We start from the raw sequence: 21885 nt of genomic DNA, 5'->3' as shown, positions 1-21885 counted from the left end.
ACAATAAAAAAGGCTAACATCGCGTTAGCCTTTTTTGTATTCTATTAGCCAAATGATATGCCTTTATTTAACAATATTGGTATTGCTAAGCTTTGCACTAATTTCACGAAGCAATTGCACTTCTTCTGAAGGCTCCTCTACCGCCACTTCTTCTACTTCGTCAGCACGACGCATGTTATTGACCATTTTAACCATCATAAAAATGATAAAGGCCAAAATTAAAAAGTTGATAAGCACTGTAATAAAGCTACCGTACGCTAATACAGGGACGCCAGCTTCTTTAAGGGCATCATAAGTCATCGCGATACCTTCAGGGGCATCACCCAAGATGAGAAACATATTTTTAAAGTTAATCTCACCGCCAAAGATAAAGGCGACAATTGGCATAATAATGTCTTCAACCAACGAGGTGGTAATGGTTGCGAAAGCACCACCGATGATGACACCGACCGCTAAATCCATCACATTACCCTTTAAAGCAAACTCTTTAAACTCAGATACCATACTCATAATGTGTCCTCCTAAAAAATATCTGTGGATTATACTATAGCCCATTTAGTATACGACGAAGTATCAGACAATAGGCATTATTTGGGTATTATAAGGAAAATTTCATGCATTTATTATGGGTATAATAGCAAAATGCAAAAAAGGCTAACATAGTGTTAGCCTTTTTTTAAATATTTATTGGTATTAATATAAGCTATTAAGCACCTTTCTTGCTACGACCATGACGCTTACGTTCACTTTCAGTTAAGTAGCGCTTACGGATACGTATCGCTTTTGGTGTTACTTCAACCAATTCATCATCTTGAATAAATTCAAGCGCTTGCTCAAGAGTAAACTTGACAGCTGGTGTTAACGTCAACGCTTCATCCGTACCACTAGCACGAACGTTAGTCAACTGCTTGCCAGTTGTTGGGTTCACCGCCATATCATCGTTACGTGAATTAAGTCCAACGATCATACCTTCATAAACTTCAAGCTGTGGCTCAGCAAATAGTTTGCCACGCTTTTGTAGATTAAACAGAGCAAAGCCTAGACAAACACCTTTGGTCATAGAGACCAATACACCATTAGAGCGACCACCCACATCACCAATTTTTTGTGGTCCATAATGTGAGAAGCTTGACGTCATGATACCAGTACCTGAAGTCAATGTTAAAAACTCAGAACGGAAACCAATCAAGCCACGCGCTGGCATAGTCGCTTCAATACGCATACGACCTTTACCATCAAGCTCCATGTTAGTCATCTCGCCTTTACGTAAGCCGATTTGCTCCATGATTGGACCCTGATGCTCTTCTTCAATATCAAAGACAACATTTTCATACGGCTCTTGTAGCTTACCATCAACTTCTTTAACGATAACTTCTGGGCCAGATACACCCATCTCAAAACCTTCACGGCGCATGTTTTCGATCAACACCGATAAATGTAGCTCACCACGACCTGATACTTTGAATTTATCAGGGGACTCAGTGTCTTCTACACGCAAAGCCACGTTATGAATCAACTCACGCTCAAGACGCTCACGAATATTACGTGAGGTCACAAACTTACCTTCACGACCTGCGAATGGTGAGTTGTTTACTTGGAAGTTCATTGATACCGTTGGTTCATCAACCGTCAATGCTGGTAAGGCTTCAACGTTGTTTGGATCACAAATAGTATCTGAGATATTAAGCGCGTCAATACCAGTGATACAAACGATATCACCTGCTTGTGCATCTTCTACTTCGATACGATCAAGGCCATGATAGCCCATGATTTTTAAGATACGACCATTACGCGTGTTACCGTGCTTATCAATGATCGTTACTTGAGTATTTGTTTTAATCTTACCGCGTTGAATACGACCAATACCAATAACACCAACAAAGCTATTAAAATCAAGGCTTGAGATTTGCATACGGAAAGGCGCATCTGCATCCACTTGTGGTGGCTGCACAACGTCAACGATAGTTTTGAAAAGTGGTGTCATGTCATCAGCCAAGCTATCGGCTTCTAGACCAGCAACACCGTTCAATGCCGAAGCATAAACCACTGGAAAATCTAACTGCTCATCTGTGGCACCAAGGTTATCAAACAAATCAAAGATTTGATCCATAACCCAATCAGGGCGCGAACCAGGACGGTCAATTTTATTGATAACGACAATTGGTTTCAAACCTTGTTCAAAGGCTTTTTGTGTCACAAAACGAGTCTGTGGCATTGGTCCATCAACAGCATCAACGACCAAAAGCACGCAGTCTACCATCGACATAACACGCTCAACTTCTCCACCAAAATCGGCGTGACCTGGAGTATCAACAATATTGATACGATATTCGGTATCGTCAGTACTATCTGTCCATCGAATAGCTGTGTTTTTAGCCAAAATAGTAATGCCACGCTCTTGCTCAATATCACCTGAATCCATTGCACGTTCAGCAATGTTTGCACGGTCGCCAAAAGTGCCAGATTGATGTAATAGTTTATCAACCAAAGTTGTTTTACCGTGATCAACGTGGGCAATAATTGCGATGTTACGCAGGTGTTTGATATCGTTCGCCATATAAAATGCTCTTTTCGTCTTAAAAAAATGCAGTAGCAGTAAGCACCGCTGGATAAACTTTTACTATCAACCAGAAAGATACGATTATTTGACTCTTAAATGAAGACACAATTGGTGAATTAATTTAATTAATAATAGTAAAATCAAATACCTATGCTGGAAAATCCATCGTACAGATAGCTATGCTAATGTACACTTTGTTAATCTACAAAGTGTTTGGGTCGCTAGTATAACATTATTGCACGATTAATTTACGTAATAAGTTGCTTTTCTCAGTACATAAATAAAAAAAAGCCACCCATTGGGCAGCTTTTTTTGTAACGATATAACTAAGAAGTTAGCTGTCTAGCTATTATTTACTGAACAACCATGTCTTTAGTTTGTTCAACAGTCATAGTTTTGTCACCAGTGATGATGGCATAAACACGACGGTTCATAGCGCGACCTTCTTCAGTGTCGTTTGGCGCGATTGGTTGGTCATAACCATAACCAACGGTTGATAGACGGTTTGGAGCAATACCAAATTCGTTGGTCAACATAGATTTCACAGCAACGGCACGGGCTTCAGACAGACGTTGGTTATAACGTGCTGAAGGACCAGTTTTAGAAGCATGACCTTCTACGCGTGCAGTTGAGTTAGGATACTCGCGCATCTTCTCTGCTACTTTAGCGATTTCAGGTTTGTATTGGTTTTTGATAGCTGATTTGTCGTTATCAAAGAATACACGAAGTTCCATTTTCAGCTCGTCAGTAATATCTACTGGTACTGGGCAACCGCGCTCATCAACAACAACATTCATTGGAGTGCCTGGGCACGCATCAATGCTATCAGGTACGCCATCACCGTCAGAATCAAGATCAGATTCAACAACAACGATTGGTGGAGTCTCAACCATAGGCTCTACCATTGGAGGAACAGCTACTGTAGGTGCTAAATGGCCACCAAGTACAACTTCTAGACCGGCCAAGGCCATGCCTTCCCACCAGTTGTTATCAAAGTTATGAATCGCACGAGCTTCACCACGTAGGCTTAGCGCGTCATTGATGCGATACATAGCACCTAGACCTAGGTTACCGATAGTATCTTTAGAGTTTGATACTTCAGTACCAGCATCAACTCGAACTGGACTACCATCAGCATTAGTCTCTACATTCGAATTATAGGCTTCTTGGTTTTCAACTTCAATCTTAGATTGACCAGCACCGATTAGAACATATGGTTTGAACGGGCTATCAGTGTAACCAGTAAATTCTTCAGTACCGATTAAGAAGTTACCAGAAAGCATGGTTTGTTCAACATCAAAACGGTTAACGCCTGCATCTGCAGAATCTTCAGAAGCTTCGCCGTTTGTGTTTGACACACCATATTCTACTTGGAACTGAGTAGAAGGCGTTAACTCGATACCTAACGCAGCACCTGTATATAGACCGCTTTCTTTAGCTACGCCACCGTTGTTGTTGCCACGTGAGCCATCACCAATTTGCTGCGGAGGAACACTACCGTTTTCGTATAGATTTTTACCAGTAGTAAGCACTTCACGCTGTTTGTCAGCTGTGTCACTGATATCGTCAGTTACATGATAACCTAGTAATAGTGGGCTAATAGTAACGCCAGCATTAGCTGCTAAAGGCGCAACCGATACGGCAACCAGAGCTAGAGCAATTTTATTCAATTTCATGGACTTCCTCCAAAGGATAATTTTAGTGATGCGTTAAGCAAAACTACTTCTCAAGATGCTACGAAATAGACATCTTTTACGAATTTTAAATTACAAAGCAAAACTAATTTAGAAGTAGCTTAGCGATTATCAATTCAGTTTACAACTTTTTTCGTTAACGAGCTACACATTATTACACGATAATGTCGTAACTAAAACACAATGACCAGCTTAAGTTACTGAGGACTAACACACCTTACGATTTTTACCTTTTGTGTATGAGTCCGCAATAGATTCTAAACCGAAGCGTATCTGTTGGTTGAGGGTATTTTAATACAACTAGTATTTTTTCTCTATTGTTAAAACTATCTATTCACTAATTGAAACATTTTTTGACAGTAGACATATATTCTGTTTATATTGTAATAACCAACATTAATCCATTATGAATATCTGATCGATAATGATACGTGTATAGAGTGATGATTATCTCAAAAACTTAAATGTTATTAACTTGCATGTTTACGGACAAGAATGAGTGATAGTGATCATAGGCATATCAATATAGCATCAAATACATAATTTGTTACAGGTAATACTCGTATGGCTATATTACATATAATATCGTCAAATTGCCAACAACTATCTGTATTTATTTTACTTAAGTTGCTCTTAGCTAAGAATAAGCTTGCCCGTACAATCATATTTATTTATACGTCTCAAATCTCTTCTATAAATCATAAACAAACGATTCTAAATCAGAATGCCACCGACGATAAACACGCTTATAAGCTTTCAAGTCAAAATGGTTTTACGCTGGTAGAGCTGATTGTCACCGTTGCAATACTCGCGATTATCACAACGATTGCTGCGCCAGCTATTTTGACGCAATTAGCAAGCATGGAAGCCAAACGTATCAGGCATGGCTTAACAGATACGCTAAAGCTCGCGAAAGTAGAGAGTCTTATTCGCCGTCAAAATATATTGGTATGTTTGTCAGATAGCAATGGTCGCTGCGATAAGAACAGCAATAAAACCTTGTTGCTATTCGTAGATAACAACGATAATCAGCATTTCGATAGCGACACAGATGACTTATTACAAGAACAAACCCTAAACCCTAAATATGGCACCCTACATCTGCGTGCAGGAAGACGTCGTTACGTCAGATTCTATGGCGATAGCGGTATGCCACGCGGACATTTTGGCCACTTTAAGTATTGTCCAAGCTCAGTATACAGTCAGGCGATGTATCAAATATCATTCAGTCAAGGCGCTAATATTAGTTTTAAACCTAATGACAGTCATCCTACTGATTGTGGTGACTAGGGCGTGTCCTCAATTCAAGCGATTGTATCTAAATGGGCTAAAAATGGCTAAATTTTGCCAAACATCGTCAAATAGCTGATTAATATCCCGATATTATTTGCGCTACTTTCCTCATTTGACTTCAATTTATCTCATTTTTATGACCATTTTTAAAATGAGGACACACCCTAACATGCTTTGAGATTTGAGGTTTAAGCTATAACTGATAACGCTGTTGCTGTTGCCAAAGCAAGCGACTTTGAAGCGGCTGATAATCTAAGAGATGGTCAATCAGTTGCCGATGTAAACGCGACCAAGCATTAAGTGTGACATCACTTATTCCCTGCTCTACCATCAGCACTATCTCGTTGCCCTCAAAAACCGTTCGCCCTAGGCTAGCACTGTCTAAAAACTCAGCTTGTACAATGGGGACCAAACCAACATCAGGTAAGAACCGATAGACACTGTAAGGCTCAATGCTATCTTGAACATTGTCATGCGTTAACGTCAAGGCAAAACCCAACTCGTTAAATAGATACTGTTCAAATTGCCGCAAACACAAGCGCAGCTCATTAGCAGACAAGGGCTGTTTAAGCCTATCTAAACTGTCTTGATAATGCTGCCATAAGATTGGCATCGGATCTTCAGTGGGCAATAAGCGCCAGAGTATCTCATTTAGATACAAGGCAGCGTATTGCTGTTGACCAGTGATGTTTTCGTAAGGAATGGCTGTGAGTGTTTTCGCGGTAGCGTCTTCTAGAAGCACATCTGTTTGTACGACGTACTGAGGTGCGATATTAATCTGGCTGAATGTCTTTAAATCCCGCTTACCCGTAGCAAACAATTGCAAGGGCATAAATAAGGGCGCGCCTTTTTTACCAATACCATGTATGACCCCATGCTGCTGAGAGAATAGGTAATATAAAGCGCGTTTTTCTTGGTAAGGGCGCTGGTGTAACAAATAACCAATCAATGCTTCATTACGCATTTATCATTACCTCAGCGCTGATCATAAAATGCACTCAAAGATGTTATTCTTAAATCACTGTTAATAGCCCAAGCTGGTCAATGCACGTTCGTCATCAGACCAACCACGTTTCACTTTTACCCAAAGCGTTAGCATGATTTTTTTATCAAACAGCTGCTCCATATCCTTACGTGCATCCATACCCACTTGTTTAATACGTTGACCTTTATCACCGATGACAATTGCCTTTTGACCACTACGCTCGACGTAGATCGTCGCATCGATAAAGGTACAAGCTTTACGTGGGCGGCCCGTCTTTGGATCGGTATGCGCAGGTTCGTCTTTGAAGCCATCAATCTGTACCGTTAAGTCATAGGGTACTTCATCACCCGCGCTGCGCATGATTTTTTCACGGATAATTTCACTGGCTAAGAAACGCTCTGAACGATCGGTAATTTGCTCAGTGTCATAGATAGGCGCAGCAATAGGCAGATGCGAAGCAATAACTTCTTGCAGACGATCTAAGTTTTGATTTTTTAATGCAGAAACTGGAACGATATCAGCGAAATCAAAGCTATCACTAAAGGTTTCGATTAATGGTAAAACGCTGCCTTTGTCTTTTAAGGTATCCGCTTTATTAATCACTAAAACTACTGTTAGATTAGTATCGCCAAGCTTTTGTAAAACCAGTAAATCATCGTCACGCCACTGATCTGAGTCGACGACAAACAGAACTAAATCGACATCAACCAGTGCCGATACGGCAGCCTTATTCATACGCTCATTGATAGCTCGCACTTCATTACGATGAATACCTGGCGTATCAACGAACACCGCTTGCATTTCATGATTGGACAAAATACCGTGGATACGATGACGGGTCGTTTGCGGTTTACGTGACGTAATAGATAACTTCTGACCCAATAAATGGTTCATCAAGGTTGACTTACCCACGTTTGGACGTCCAACGATTGCCACATAACCTGCTTTAAAATCCTCAGCCATACGCGCATTATTATTTGGCGAAAAAAACTCTTCGATGGCCATATCATTTTCTGCATCGTTGTTTTCTGCATCGTTGTTTTCTGAGTGCTCGGAATTTAATTCAGCACTTTTTGATTCAGCGATTTCTGGCGTTGGTTTTACGTCTGTTTTTTGGGTCATAGCGTCGGTATTATCTTCATTATTTGATGGCAAGTCAGTACGATTGCTCATAGATTTATCCTGTGGGGTTTATCATTAGCTCAGCAGTTCTACTGCTATCTACAATAAAGTAGTAGTAAATAAGATAGCAGCACCATGCTTGGCTTGAGATATTTGCGGTTTTAAAATAAGTATTATTTAAAAATAACCCTTACTTAAAAAAATGTAAATTTATTGTTTTATAAAATATGGCTTTAAGATTTAGATTATGAGCGAGTTTTTGGCAAGCTTGGCAGTTTATGTAGCTGGTTAATCATTAGCTCTGCTGCTTTTTGCTCAGCAATACGGCGACTCTCACCCGATTCAGTAATATCAGGACAATTACTAATATTTACCTGACAGCGCACCACAAAAATTTGGTGTGGTGCATTGCCACGCGTTTCCATCAGCTCATAATGTGGCAAATCGAATTGTTTAGATTGCAGCCATTCTTGCAAGCGGCTCTTAGCATCTTTTAGGGCTTTTTGGTCGTTGACATTATCGATCAGATCGCCATACCATGAGAGCACGCAATCACGAGTAATAGTCATATCCTGACTGTCTAGATAGATAGCGCCAATCAGCGACTCTACAGCATCGGCTAGTATAGAGGCGCGATTACGACCGCCACCCTTGCGCTCACCTACCCCTAATATGAGGTGGTTGGAAAGCTCTAAGTTTTGAGCAATGATGACCAGTGACTCTTGACGTACTAAGGTGGCACGCATACGCGTCAATCGCCCTTCGTTTTGACTGGGATAACGATGGTATAAAGCCTCACCCACAATCATACCCAATAGCGCATCGCCCAAAAACTCTAAACGTTCGTAGTTTTTTTTGCTATCGAACGAGCGATGAGTCAGTGCCAGCTTGGGAAGCGTAAGGTTATTAAACACATAACCCAGTTTGCGCGTTAATATCGCTAGGCGTTGGATGAATTCTGAGCTAACAATAAGCGTGTCAACAGACGGGTCATTTGTTTGGGAGGTAGGAAGCGCCTGAGAGTGCTGCGAAGTTGGTTTCATGCGAGGCTTGTGGTTATCCCTTTTGTTTTACTGAAGTAATTGGTCAATAATGACTGGTTAATAGTGATTAGTTAATAACTAATCGCTATTAAAAAATATAAAAGTAAATAATTTTTGCTAAATAAATAACAGATAAGCACTCTGCCTATTCAGGTTACTCTGTCACGGTTGCGTCAATGTCACCTTCAAAGCGATTGACAATATCGACGTTACCGAAAAGGTTGTTGGTTTCTTCATATTTCTTATAAATAGCCAACTGACCGGTTTTTTTGTTGGTGAAAGTAAACACCTCTTCTGCATTGGTATCATAATCAGCATTGATAGATAGCTGCCGATTCACACGCTCGACGAATTGCTTGGCCGTCTCACCTTTGTCATTGGCTTCTTTAAGCTCCATTCCTAAAAGCTTGGTCAGCTGATAACCACCAATCTGTGCCGGTACAATAGCAATTATCAATTTGACGGCAATACCGAGAACAATGATGAATAACACAATACTAGTCACACTAGCTCCGCGCTGGGTCGACAAACCAGATAACTGCTGCACCATAACACCTCTCAACGGGTAAATTATTATATTATTATTGAGCACTTAACTACAGCATGCCCTCAATTCAATCGATAATCATAATATTAGCACGAAACTATTATTGATAAGTCAGCCTACGACCGACGCATCAAGCCGCTATTGCTTTATAAATTTAATCACTTTATAAATTTAATCGCTTCAGAACTTTAATCAATAGCGCCGTTACGTGCAAAGGTGGGCAAATTGAGACCTGGTGGCTTATGCATCCAAATATAAACAGCCTTGCCTGCTAGGTTTTCATCAGGGACAAAGCCCCAAAAACGGCCGTCGGCACTGCGATCACGGTTATCACCCATCACAAAATAATTACCTTCAGGAACTTTAATACGCCACTCGTTACCCTCTGAGCTAACCACTTCTGGTGCTTGTTGCTGCAAAAAGGGCGCATACTGTGAGCTATTCATGCCTTTCAAGTAACGAACGAGATGCTCATGCTCACCCTGTGTTTCTTGAAAATACTGCGCTTCACCCTCTTCTTGCTGACCCATTGCTGCCGCATTTTCTTCCGTCAGCACTTGTCCTGGGGCAACTTGTCCGGCAGGGTACAGCTGTGCAGTTAGCTCAGCATTGGCATCAAAATCAATAGATTTGGTCGTTACAGGCACATCATTGATAGCAAGCGTACCTTGATCATAGCTGACTGTGTCACCCGGCAAGCCAATGACACGTTTGATATAATAAATACTAGGGTTTTCAGGGTAGCGAAAGACCGCCACGTCGCCATGTTCCGGCTCGCCAGTATCCAATACCTTATTGTAAGTCAGCGGCAGGCGCACTCCATAAGCATATTTATTGACGGCAATAAAATCGCCAGTATATAAAGTTGGTACCATGGATGAGGACGGAATATTAAAAGGCTCAATTAAAAATGAGCGAACTATTAATACTACTGCCAATACGGGGAAAAAATCATAGGCCCAACGTACCAGTAAGCTCTCTTGGCCGCGGCCACGTGTTTTACGCTGTTTTAGCGCCAGCTTATCCAATAGCCAAATAATACCCAAGCCAATAGTTAATGGCACTAAAATCAAATTAAAATCAAAATCCATACTTAATTGCCTATTAGCGAGCTACTTATCCAACGATGATATCGGTAAAACCAGCCATGATATTCGTCTATTAATAATCTAATCTACCTGTAGTACCGCTAAGAAGGCTTCTTGTGGAATCTCGACATTACCCACTTGCTTCATGCGTTTTTTACCGGCTTTCTGTTTTGAGAGCAGCTTTTTCTTACGCGACACATCACCGCCATAACATTTAGCCAAGACGTCTTTACGCATGGCCTTAACGGTACTACGTCCAATAATTTGGCTACCAATTGCCGCTTGAATAGCGACATCAAACATCTGACGTGGGATCAGCTCTTTCATCTTACCAACGAGCGCATTACCACGGTAACGCGATTGGGTTTCGTGCACAATCATGGCAAGCGCATCGACTTTCTCACCATTGATTAATACATCTACCTTAACCAATTTATCCACTTGATAACGCTCAAAATTATAATCAAGTGACGCAAAACCACGCGATACTGATTTTAGACGGTCAAAGAAGTCCATGACCACCTCACCCATCGGAATATCAAAGATTAGCTGTACTTGACGACCCATAAAGCGCATATCTACCTGTACGCCGCGGCGCTCAATACATAAGGTCATCACGTTACCGAGGTAATCCTGCGGTACTAAAATCTGACAGCGGGCAATCGGCTCACGGAACTCTTCGATATTATTCGGTTCGGGCAATCTTGATGGGTTATCAACGTAAATAATACTGCCATCTTTTTTTACAATCTCGTAGATAACTGACGGCGCAGTGGTAATCAAATCCAAGTCATATTCGCGCTCTAAACGCTCTTGGATAATCTCCATATGCAGCATGCCGAGGAAGCCACAACGAAAACCAAAACCTAGTGCATCAGAAGTGTCTGGCTCAAAAAACAATGACGCATCATTAATTTGCAATTTTTGCAGCGCTTCACGGAACTTTTCAAAATCAGTCGATTCAACAGGGAACATACCGGCATATACTTGCGGGGTAATCTGTTTAAATCCAGGAATACGATCAACATCTGGCGTACTGGCATGCGTAATGGTATCACCCACTGGCGCGCCAGCAATATCCTTGATACCCGCAATAATAAAGCCAACTTCACCCGCTTGTAAGATACCTGTATCTAATGGTTTTGGGGTAAATACACCAATGGATCCGACTAAATGCGCATCTTTGGTCGATTTAATATAAAGTTTGTCACCTTTTTTTATGGTGCCTTGGCGGACACGTACTAGTGATACGACGCCCAAATAATTATCAAACCATGAATCGATAATTAACGCTTGTAGCGGTGCGTCACGGTCACCCGTTGGCGCAGGAATAAATTCAACCAATGCCTCAAGTAACTTATCAACGCCAAGACCTGATTTCGCCGACACGCGCGGCGCATCAACGGCATCGATGCCAATGATATCTTCAATCTCTTGAATGACGCGCTCAGGCTCAACTTGTGGTAGATCAATCTTATTTAAGACTGCCATCACCTCTAAACCTTGATCCACTGCGGTATAACAGTTGGCGACCGATTGTGCCTCCACGCCCTGAGCCGCATCTACAACCAATAGTGCGCCTTCACAAGCCGCTAGTGAGCGTGAGACTTCATAAGAGAAATCGACGTGACCCGGGGTATCAATAAAGTTTAGCTGATAGCGCTCACCGTTTGGATGATCATAATACAGCGTCACCGACTGTGCTTTAATCGTGATACCGCGCTCACGCTCAATATCCATGGAATCAAGGACTTGCGCCTGCATCTCGCGATCTTGCAGCGCGCCACACATCTGAATAAAACGATCGGCAAGGGTCGATTTGCCATGATCAATGTGGGCAATAATAGAAAAGTTACGAATATTGGCTAATGCAGTCACAAAGCGCCTACTAAATAATGGATGTTGGAGTAATGATCGGTTCGCACAATGGTAATAATAGCCATTGCTAAAGCGTACCGATGTATGCAGGTATTCTAGCAGTTTTCCACTGTAAAGTAAGGCGATTTTATTAGCAGGGATTGGAATGGCTACTGACATTAACGACTGAGTAGTGTTAACGATTAAATAAGTGCTTAGATTAACATTTTACAACGCAATATTAATGGCTTTAATTTAACCAAGACATCATTGGCTGGCTCTGTCTGATAAGTTATTTAGCGGTATCAGAACTTATGCTAGTGGCATCCGTTGGCTTTAAATACTTATACATCCAGGGTGATTTGCCATAAAAAGCGCCATTGATTTGCGTCTGTTCAATCAGATATTCACGAAACCTTAAATAAAACTCATTATCTGGGCTTTTGGGATGCCGCCAAAAATCATCAAGCGGCTTTGGGTCTGTCAGTTTTGGGGTGTCGTAAATCGCGCGACCCATAACCTTGGTAGGTTTTTTATGATATACCGACTGTAGCCCTGTCGTACTATTAATCGTCACCATACCGATACTATGCTTCATCAAGGTTGGCAGATGCATATCGCAGCCATAAAAAACGCGATGACTGACCTGATAGCGCGCAGCCAAACTGCAGACCAATTCTCGATAATCTCGATGACCGCGATCTAACGGATGGTGCTTAAATACCAATAACTGCGCCTCATGAGCATGACCTGCAAAGCTTGCGATGGCTTCGTCAATGAACTGTACCACATCACGATAATCACTGTGATGAGTAATCTGCGAGTCATTGTGTACTTGTAGGCTAATCAAGAAGTAATTATCACTTTCTTGTTTGGTCAGTCTCTTTTGTAGTTGTTTGTCAGGTACATAGCCGCGCAGCTTACGCCATGGCGCTTTTAACCATGCTATTGCCTCTTGCCACGCTGTCATACCTCGGTAATGCGAATAATGGGGATAGCGACTCTTGTATAGCCAAGCAATAATGTAGTAAACGATGGCGGCGATACTCAAGCGATAAAATCGATTGTGCGTATATAACGGCTTATCATTGGCCTTATTCAACGCTTTAATATCGGCAATTTTTAACCGCGAATTACCATTAATACCGTACTCCTGCAAGGTAATATAATCGGGTCGCAAATAGCCTTCTTCGAACACAAAAAATGAAGTGCCTAACTTTTCACTGATGCACGACGCTTGTGTATGATGCGGGCGGCAGTCACCAAAACACACAATCGCATCAATATTATGCTCGCTAATAAAGGCCTGCAGCCAAGACGAAAACTGCGCCAAAGTACCTGTGTACTCATGTGTATTAGGATGGCTATAAAAAAACGCATCACCGGCATTAAAGTTGATTTTACTTACTTGAATATTTTGAGTCTGCAAAAATGTAGAAAAGCGATTGAAAAAGCCGCCCATCTTTCCCTGTAACAGCAAGACGTGTCGATGAGTAAGCAAATGAGACATCGAAGCTGCCATAGTATTAGATTACCATTGATTGAAGAATAGACAGACAAAAGAGAGGCAAAGGGATTGAGTAAATAACCCTAAATGACAAACAATTATACCGAAAAAACCCTTGCTTGTCGCAATGGATTTATAAGAGGTACTTGGCGTTTATTAACGAGATAATTTACGTAAGCGCTGCTGCCATTGATGACGCTGTTGCATAAAATGCGTGGCAGCACGACGCTTAAATTGGCTAGGTATCTGGCTGATTATGGCTAAAGGTTTTTTTGACGTGGCACTTGTCTTCACCGAAGCATTATTTATCTGGTTTTGCTTTGCGGCAAGATCGTTATTTTTCGGCGGGTACAAATAGTCAATCACTTGCTCGACTTGCGCCAGTCCATAACCATTGGGAAGGCGATACAAAGGGTAGTCTATTAACGTACAGTGTAGCAGTTGTTCAAGCGTCAACGACGTCTGTCGTTTTCGTCTCTCTAAATAGTCAGCTTTCGGTGATAATTGGGCATCCATATCTGTCGTTAAACCCCAGCCGGCATAAAATGGTAAGCCGTAACAAGTAACGTCTAAACCACGAAGCAAGGCTTCAAAACCTGTTAATGAGCTAATAGTATGCACCTCATCAACACTCTCTAAACAGTCCGGCATTGCGGTATCATAAGCGACCGCTTGTACCTGTTTTAGATGCGCGGCGGTTACCTTCCCTGCACGTAATCCCGCCTCAACATCTGGATGCGGCTTATAAATCAGATAAGCATCAGGATTGTCTTGGCGTACACGCTCAATCAAACCACTGTTGGTTTTAATCGTTGAACCACAATACTGTACCGATAAGTCGTCTTCTACTTGCCCGACAATAAGAACACGGGATTTCCCAGATAGCTTAGCGTCTTGCATCCAAAAGATCTGTTGATCATCAGCGCCATCTACATTCATGCCAACATTGTACTTGCTGACCCGCTGAGTCAGCAGCTTGCCTCGCAGTGACTCTACTCGTGCACACTGCTTTGGCGTCAAGGCCTCACAGTGACGTAATAGCGCTTCCAAATCTGACGGCCGCGTTGCATCATAATAAATGCCTTGCTTGTCTATAACGACAGACAACGGTGCTAATAAGGTAGCCCCCAAACCATTTGAGCGAATAAACCCATCTTCCATACAGTAAATAGCTGGAATATCTGAACGTTGCTCAGCCAATTTACTTTGTCGTTTCTTTTGTACTTGCTGGCGCTTGGCTAGACCCCATACCAGTAGCGGCTGCTGATAATTAACACGCAAGTGATCAGGATGCAGTAAATTTTTGAGGCGTGGCTTGGGTTTTACAAACAAATTGGTACGAGGTAGATGGACAAAAGCTTTCACAAAGGGCAGTTTCCAACGGCTAAACTCATATACCGTTAAATTACCCTCAAGACGTCCTTGCCAATAACGATTGGTGATTAACCACTCAATGGCGGTATCAATCTCGCAGGCTTGCTTGGTGGCTGGATCTACATAGGCACTATAATCGATATAAGCACTATAAAATAAGCTTTCTAACGTAACCGTAAGGCTATTAGAGGATTGTTTTTTTCGCTGGTTAGGCAGGCGCTCAGTTATTTTCCATGGTTTTGCCAATAACTTAGAAAGTCGCCCTGATTCTGTTAATTTTTCAGGCGGCAGCATGGCAGCAGCAAACGCTTGACGGCGCTTCTTTACTACTTTAAGCAAGCGCTTTGGTGCACCGCTGTCATCGGTCAGGCCCCAACCACTATACCAATTAACGCCAAAACAATGCACTGTCTTGCCGAGCATTAGTGCCTCAAAACCCATGTGCGAGCTGACGGTATAAACATCGCTAACTTGCGCCAACAACTCGATAGGATTAAGCGCTTGGGTTAATAGTCGAACGTTTTTAGGTCGTTTTAAGCTGGTCAGGTATCCTGATTTTGCCGCAGGATGGGCTTTGATCCAAATATGAGCATGAGGGTGATTACGGCAAGCAGCTTTTAACATGCGCTTGAACTGCTTACCATCAGCGCCCGCCCCTTTGATAGAGGCATCACCAACGACTTGATCAATTAGCAACACATGTGTTTTTGGAGCAGTGGACGCTGTACTACCCTCTTCCTCCATTACTAAATGATCCAGTGATGGGCTTACAATCACTGCGTTGTATTTGCTTAATTTAGCGTTGCAAATACGCGCTATTAAGGCTTGCGCGCGCTTGTTGTCTGACAATAGATCGTACGCATTTGAATAATCATGAGCACGTTGAATAATCAACTGTTCAAGGCGTGAGCGCTGCGTCGAATCAAAGTAGATACCGATATCATCAATAACGACGCTTAATCCATAGCGGCTACTAAGCCCTGAATCTAGCGAACGTAAGAAGCCATCTTCAATACTCAATGTCGGAAGCCCTTGCCGGTTGGCGGCGCTCTTTGCTCGTTGATAGCTTTTTTTGTGACCCCAACCGATAAAAGCATCCGGGGTTTCAGACCCTACGTTAAAGCGCTGTTGTAAAGCTGACCAAGGATACCAACGCTGTAGGTCTGCTCGTAAGACGTCTGAAAGTAAAAGGTTGTTACGGCGCATCCCTTTGCCGACTACCGCCAGACGTTTGGGTGCGTTAGATTCCAACCATTCAGGTTTTAATAAATTAGATGGCAATAAATTAGATTTCATTGATGGCAAAAATAGTGCGTCAATAAAGGGTGACGCCAGCGGCATCTTATCCTTATTTATCACACTTTTTGCCATTTTCGATACCTTATTCAAGTTATATAGGAGTGACTATAAATCTAGTACAACTTTGGCTGCAATGGCTAACTGATAAAGTATTTGCGATAAACCACGGGCGATTTCTACACGTTTGGTTTTGACTTTCGGTAATACCATGATCTCATCACCCTGTTGAATACGGTAAGCGGTATTAACCACTTCACTGGCCCCATTTTGATGAACAACTAAGATCTCTTTAACATCAGCATTGTCAGAGAAACCGCCTGAATTGGCAACATAATCACCAACCGTATAATCTGGGTTAAAGGTTAGCGCCCCTTGTGCTCGTACTTGACCGTTAACCGTAATAACGGAAGTTTGCGCCGGTATCTCAATAATATCACCTTGCTGCAGAATAATATCCTGCCACGAATTCGGTACGACGACGATTTGACCAGTGGTTTTAACATTACGGGCTTTGGCGACAAACTGCTTAACCAAATTGGCATCGTCTTGACGCAATGCCGCCTCTTCTCGCGTCGTTGATTGGCTAGCAAGCGTTAATTCTTCCAAACGATCCAGCGATTCGTTAATCATGCGTTTTTGCTGTTCAGCAACAGACTCACGATAAATCGTTAAATGCGTCAGCTTTGCCAATGGGCTTGGTTGCAACTGGGGGACGATGTCTTTTAGACGAGCACCATAAGGCACAACCATGGCACCATTACCCGTATGTGCGCCTTTAACTTGTACGGCGATGGTGCCGGCATAACGATCTGAGGTAACCACCATCTGATCGCCATTATAGACAGGAACATTCTGCGCTTCTGCAAGGGAGTAATATTCTGCGGTTTGCGCGCGTCCTGCACTGCGAGTGATGCTAACGTTGGTAGCTTTAGCTGCGGGACTAGCCACTTGCAGTACATCACCGATGGTTAAGTCGTTTACATCAAACTCAAAGGTGTATTCGTTCTGAACTTCCCCGCCCACTTGAAAGGTTTTTTTCTGTGGGGCAACAGTAATGACGTCACCATCACGGAATGCAAATGACTGTAATTTACCCGCCAATAAAAAATCATATAAATTGACTTGCTGCAACATCTGACCATTACGTTTGATTTGGATATCAATATAACTGCCGCGGGTTGGATCAACGCCGCCCGCACGGTCTAAATAGGACAATACTGAATCTGCTGCAAGCCCACCATAATAACCGGGTTGTTTGACAAAGCCAGTCACGAAAACTTTCACTGGCTGTGCTTGCTCTAATGACGCATAAACGCCGACGTTCGAGCGATAAATACGACTGACCGCACTTTTGACCACGTTTTGTAGACTGCCATTTTGCACACCAGAGATACGGACTGGACCAACATTCGGTAAGAAAATATTACCTTGCGGATCTACAGTCGTGGTCGCGGCATATTGATAGGCGCCCCACATTCGTACTTGTACATTATCACCAGGATTAATCACATAGCTGTCGTTAAAGGTAGAACCAGAAGTCGTCGAAAACGCACCGCGAAATAGCTGCTCACCAAACATCATATCTTGAGTATCGATATCTTGATAAGGACGCGTGGTATTAATCACTGACTGACTGGGTAAGCTTGCGGCATTGACAGCTTCTTGAGTCGTTGCTTGACCCGGAACCCCACCAGCGAAAGCTTGCGTTGAGACATTAATGTTACTGCGGTTTTGGTCTTGACTCATGCTATTGCTACTAGTACCAAAGCTAGACCCTGCTATTTGATCCGCATAACTGGTCGCTGCTATTGCCGAGATGCTGGTCGCAGCCATCGTCAAGCTGATTACCTTAATCATGGTCACGATAGGACGTGGTTTCATGTTCATGCGTTGTATTCCTTTGCAGATCTATCGATCATTACTGGTATTTGGTTTGGCAAATCGTTCGCGATTGCCAAGCGCATCAAATCTTTAGCTTTTTACAGGGTAAAAATTTTAAAACTTACCCTGTAAGAAAATTCAAAGCTAGCTACGATGGTCACGAACCACTGCCATTACTAGACGTACAAAGCCATAAAGCATCAAAAGCAATGCCAGCGATGTCCAAATAATATAAATATGACGCGGATAGGATGCTTCTTCAGCCTCATAAGGGGTTGAGATTACAATCAAGTTTTTCATTTTTTTAAAGGCTTCTAAGCGGGCCTTTTCAAGCGATGATAGTGACAACTTATATAACTCAGTGGCGAACTCAACATCCGCTTTAATCGTCTCAAACTGTACAGCTTGACGGTTCAATTTGGTCGTATTTGGTGAGGTTAGTTTGGTTTGTTCTTGAGCAATCTGCTCTTCAACTGCCTTAATCTGACTTCTTAACGACACCACTTGCGGCGCATCTGGGTTCAAATAGCTTAGCAATTGTCGCTCTTCAGTGCGTAATGAGCTAAGCTGCGCTTGTAGGCTACCAATCAGTTGATTAACAATTTGGGCATTGGCCTGCGGGTCATAAATTTCGTTTTCATTTTGATAATTGAGCAACTGTTCTTTGGCATCATTCAAGCGATCCTGTGATTCATCGAGTTGCGTCTCGGCAAACACCAGTTGATCACGCGCGACCTCTTGTGAAATGCGGTTTACAAACTGTTCAGACTCACTCAAAATCGCTTTGTTAAGCTCAAAAGCGTAGTCTGAATCAAAGGCTTCTGTCGATACTGACAATACATAGCTTTGTTCGTCAAGATTGATATGAACCCGACTTTTAAAATATTCGAGTAAATCTTCTTGCGACGCATCAGGATCAATCTCGTAAATAGGATCCGAGCCATCTACATAATAAGCCTCGCGGAACTTAAACTTATTATCAAGGCGCTTCACCATATCATTGGACAATATATATTCAGTCAGATAGGTTGCATCTTCTTTACTGGTGCTATTCACACCTAACAAGGCCGATAGACCGCCACCAGAAGGTACGCTAGATTCGCTCACTTGTTTCACGACCACATCAGCTGTCGAAATAAAGCGCGGATGTGCAAGGGTCATGACATAAAAGATCACCAACACCCAAGGGAGGATCACCAAGCCAATGAACAGCGAGAAGTCAATTATCTTATTTTTTCGCTTTGTGGACATGCTTTTCATAAACCTCAATCGCTTCTGTTGTGTCATCAAAGACGTGTGCTGTTTGATCCATTAGCACAATACCAATATCGCAATTACGCTTAATATCACCGATGTTATGCGATACAATTAAAAACCCGGCTTGCTGACGGCGCGCTGCTAAAATCTCTTCACTACGCTTACGAAAAGCGGCGTCACCAACCGCACCAGCTTCATCAAGCATATAATAATCAAAATCAAAGGCTAAGCTTAAACCAAAGGTTAAGCGTGCTTTCATACCTGAAGAATAGCTTTTTACTGGCATATCAAAATAATTACCAATGTCAGCAAATTCTTCGACAAAACGAATTTTTTCATCGATATAGGGTCCGCTTGAGTAAAGACGACAAACAAAACGCACGTTTTGACGGCCCGTCAAGCTACCTTGGAATCCACCTGCTACACCAACTGGCCAAGAAATAGTGGAATCGGTAATAATTTCACCACTATCCGGCTCATCAAGACCACAAATAATCCGCAGCAACGTTGATTTACCCGCACCATTTCGACCAAGTAAACCTACATTTTTTTTATCACCGATGGTCAGGTTTAAATCTTTAAATAAATAATGCCGACCTTGCTTAGTCATAAATGATTTGGAAATATTTTTGATCTCGATCATTTATCTACCTATATTTTTGAATGACTATCAATAATACTAAGGAGAAAGTTAGCTACTTAACGAGAACGCAGCATATCTCTTTCTGTAAATTTATAAAGTAAAAGGCCAAAAAAATTAACACCGATCATCCACTTCAAAAAATACCCTATATCAATATGATAGGCTGGATAATTGGGAGCGAAAGCATGTCTTATGAGCTCAATATTATGGATCAGAGGATTATATAATAAGTAACTAAAATAAGGCTCTGGAACTATGTGAATAGGGAAAATAATACCTGAGGTAAAGTAAAGTATCGTAAAAAATATTGTCACTACTTTACTAATTTCGCCACCATAATACCCTATTACCATCATAATCAAAGCGATGCCAAAGCTAAACATGAACAAAGTAATCCAGCAAAACAATACAATATGCAGGTTTTCTAAGTTGGCATAGATATTAAAAAAGGCCAAACCAACTAATAGTAGTATCGAAGTAAAAAAATAAATGATTAACTCTAAAAATGAGCGGGCAATAATTACATCGATGTGTTTGATTGAGCGATACATCAACAAGCCTTTATTCGCTTCAACAGCCCCTAATGCCCTTGTTGCTATTTTTTGAAACATACGAAATGGAACCATCCCTGCTACTAAGAACAAAGAAAAATCCATTCCTGGCACTAAACGCTCACGAATAGCACCAAAAATAACCAAAAATATAAGAATTTGAAAAATAACTTCTAGCGGCGCCCATAGATAGCCCAAGCGATAACCACCAAAACGCGTTTGCAGCTCACGCATGAGCAATGCATGGAATGCCGCACCCATGACTTTCAGTCCACTACGGTGCTTAATAGGACGATAAGGAGGTAATTGTACAGACATAGCGTTACAGGACTTTACCGAAAACAGCCCCTATGATAAGTAAGCGGGACATAAGTTACAAGAATTAATCTGTGTCTAAACAGATAAACCTATGATTTAGCAAGAAAACAGCAAGTAAATATAAACGGTTATTTATCTAACTGACTTTAGAATATTGTCTTCATTGGGTTTTTTAGCCAAAAAAAAACCAATCACAAAGGATTGGCTTCTTTCGTACTGCTATTCTTACTATAAATGGTGGCGATGAAGAGACTTGAACTCTTGACCTCACGATTATGAGTCATGCGCTCTAACCAGCTGAGCTACATCGCCATTTAAGGCTCGGTATAATACCGATAGAGAAGACTGTCGTCAACCCCTAATTATCGTTTATCTGCAAAAAATAGGAATTTAATTCAAATTAATAGCAAATATGCATAGCACTAACGATAAAAACGAACAATAAAAAATTGGTAAACCGATAAGCCGGGTTCTGTCGTGGACAATCATTCCTCTAGGCGTATCATCGCTAATACGCTCAAGCAACCTACCCGCATCGAACGCGGGCCGCGCCATGCCGATGCCTATTTGGTCTTGCTACGCGTGGAGTTTACCATGCCGTGAGATGTTGCCATTCACGCGGTGCGCTCTTACCGCACCCTTTCACCCTTACCTCGCTTGCGCGGGGCGGTCTACTCTCTGCTGCACTGGTCGTCAAGTTACCCTGCCCAGCCGTTAGCTGGCACGCTGCCCTATGTAGCCCGGACTTTCCTCCCCTGCGCATCTGTTGCCAGTGTGCAGCGGCGATTGCCTAGTCTACCAAGCGCGCTAGTATAGCAAAACTAATGGCTGTCTAGGAATATCTTTTGCGTTTATTTCACTTTTTT

Annotated in this window: 16 protein-coding genes, 1 tRNA gene and 1 other RNA gene; 1 reads left to right on the top strand and 17 read right to left on the bottom strand. The window is 42.1% G+C overall.

Annotated features, from left to right (window positions below):
- Window positions 1–63: 63 nt before the first annotated feature.
- From mscL to CXF65_RS09080, 3 genes are all read right to left on the bottom strand, one after another.
- On the bottom strand, window positions 64–510 hold the full coding sequence (gene mscL / locus CXF65_RS09090) for a large conductance mechanosensitive channel protein MscL (protein ID WP_101211802.1): 447 nt from the start codon (window positions 508–510) through the stop codon (window positions 64–66).
- A 196-nt stretch (window positions 511–706) separates the two neighbouring features.
- Entirely contained in the window at window positions 707–2557 is a 1851-nt protein-coding gene (gene typA, locus CXF65_RS09085) for a translational GTPase TypA (protein ID WP_025650910.1), read from the bottom strand.
- 356 nt (window positions 2558–2913) lie between these two features.
- Window positions 2914–4236: an OmpA family protein gene (locus CXF65_RS09080; RefSeq protein ID WP_101211801.1), complete on the bottom strand. Its 1323-nt coding sequence runs from the start codon at window positions 4234–4236 to the stop codon at window positions 2914–2916.
- A gap of 582 nt (window positions 4237–4818) precedes the next feature.
- Between CXF65_RS09080 and CXF65_RS09075 the strand changes: the two genes are divergently transcribed.
- Window positions 4819–5544, top strand: coding sequence for a GspH/FimT family pseudopilin (locus CXF65_RS09075; protein WP_227523236.1), 726 nt, complete (start codon window positions 4819–4821; stop codon window positions 5542–5544).
- Window positions 5545–5740: 196 nt separating this feature from the next.
- On the opposite strand, the gene recO is transcribed toward CXF65_RS09075, so the two are convergent.
- From recO to rnpB, 14 genes are all read right to left on the bottom strand, one after another.
- Entirely contained in the window at window positions 5741–6511 is a 771-nt protein-coding gene (recO, locus tag CXF65_RS09070) for a DNA repair protein RecO (protein ID WP_101211800.1), read from the bottom strand.
- A gap of 60 nt (window positions 6512–6571) precedes the next feature.
- Window positions 6572–7537, bottom strand: a complete 966-nt coding sequence (gene era / locus CXF65_RS09065) for a GTPase Era (RefSeq protein WP_051395131.1) — start codon at window positions 7535–7537, stop codon at window positions 6572–6574.
- A 362-nt stretch (window positions 7538–7899) separates the two neighbouring features.
- Window positions 7900–8697, bottom strand: coding sequence for a ribonuclease III (gene rnc, locus CXF65_RS09060; RefSeq protein ID WP_025651614.1), 798 nt, complete (start codon window positions 8695–8697; stop codon window positions 7900–7902).
- Window positions 8698–8851: 154 nt separating this feature from the next.
- A complete protein-coding gene (locus CXF65_RS09055) occupies window positions 8852–9247 on the bottom strand; it encodes a DUF4845 domain-containing protein (RefSeq protein WP_101211798.1) in 396 nt (131 codons plus the stop codon).
- A gap of 185 nt (window positions 9248–9432) precedes the next feature.
- On the bottom strand, window positions 9433–10335 hold the full coding sequence (gene lepB / locus CXF65_RS09050; protein WP_025651616.1) for a signal peptidase I: 903 nt from the start codon (window positions 10333–10335) through the stop codon (window positions 9433–9435).
- A gap of 78 nt (window positions 10336–10413) precedes the next feature.
- A complete protein-coding gene (lepA, locus tag CXF65_RS09045) occupies window positions 10414–12210 on the bottom strand; it encodes a translation elongation factor 4 (RefSeq protein ID WP_025651617.1) in 1797 nt (598 codons plus the stop codon).
- Window positions 12211–12481: 271 nt separating this feature from the next.
- A complete protein-coding gene (locus tag CXF65_RS09040; protein ID WP_198551987.1) occupies window positions 12482–13711 on the bottom strand; it encodes a capsule biosynthesis protein in 1230 nt (409 codons plus the stop codon).
- Window positions 13712–13852: 141 nt separating this feature from the next.
- Complete coding sequence (locus CXF65_RS09035; RefSeq protein WP_101211796.1) at window positions 13853–16441, bottom strand: capsular polysaccharide biosynthesis protein; 2589 nt, start codon at window positions 16439–16441, stop codon at window positions 13853–13855.
- A 33-nt stretch (window positions 16442–16474) separates the two neighbouring features.
- Window positions 16475–18256 carry a polysaccharide biosynthesis/export family protein gene (locus CXF65_RS09030; RefSeq protein ID WP_025651620.1) on the bottom strand — a complete coding sequence of 594 codons (1782 nt, stop codon included), beginning with the start codon at window positions 18254–18256 and terminating at the stop codon, window positions 16475–16477.
- 138 nt (window positions 18257–18394) lie between these two features.
- The gene (locus CXF65_RS09025) at window positions 18395–19501 is read right to left on the bottom strand and encodes a capsule biosynthesis protein (RefSeq protein WP_227502344.1); all 1107 of its coding nucleotides are present in this window, start codon (window positions 19499–19501) and stop codon (window positions 18395–18397) included.
- On the bottom strand, window positions 19479–20150 hold the full coding sequence (locus tag CXF65_RS09020; RefSeq protein ID WP_101211795.1) for an ABC transporter ATP-binding protein: 672 nt from the start codon (window positions 20148–20150) through the stop codon (window positions 19479–19481). Before CXF65_RS09020 ends, CXF65_RS09025 begins: the two co-directional genes overlap by 23 nt.
- Before the next feature lie 56 nt (window positions 20151–20206).
- Window positions 20207–21019, bottom strand: a complete 813-nt coding sequence (locus CXF65_RS09015; protein ID WP_101211794.1) for an ABC transporter permease — start codon at window positions 21017–21019, stop codon at window positions 20207–20209.
- A 235-nt stretch (window positions 21020–21254) separates the two neighbouring features.
- Window positions 21255–21331 (bottom strand) — tRNA-Met (locus tag CXF65_RS09010).
- Window positions 21332–21464: 133 nt separating this feature from the next.
- Window positions 21465–21821: RNase P RNA component class A (gene rnpB, locus CXF65_RS09005), an RNA gene on the bottom strand.
- Between the last annotated feature and the right edge of the window lie 64 nt (window positions 21822–21885).

The sequence above is a fragment of the Psychrobacter sp. Sarcosine-3u-12 genome (genome assembly GCF_002836005.1).
Classification (GTDB): domain Bacteria; phylum Pseudomonadota; class Gammaproteobacteria; order Pseudomonadales; family Moraxellaceae; genus Psychrobacter; species Psychrobacter okhotskensis.
This window is presented reverse-complemented; position numbering and strand designations above follow the sequence as displayed.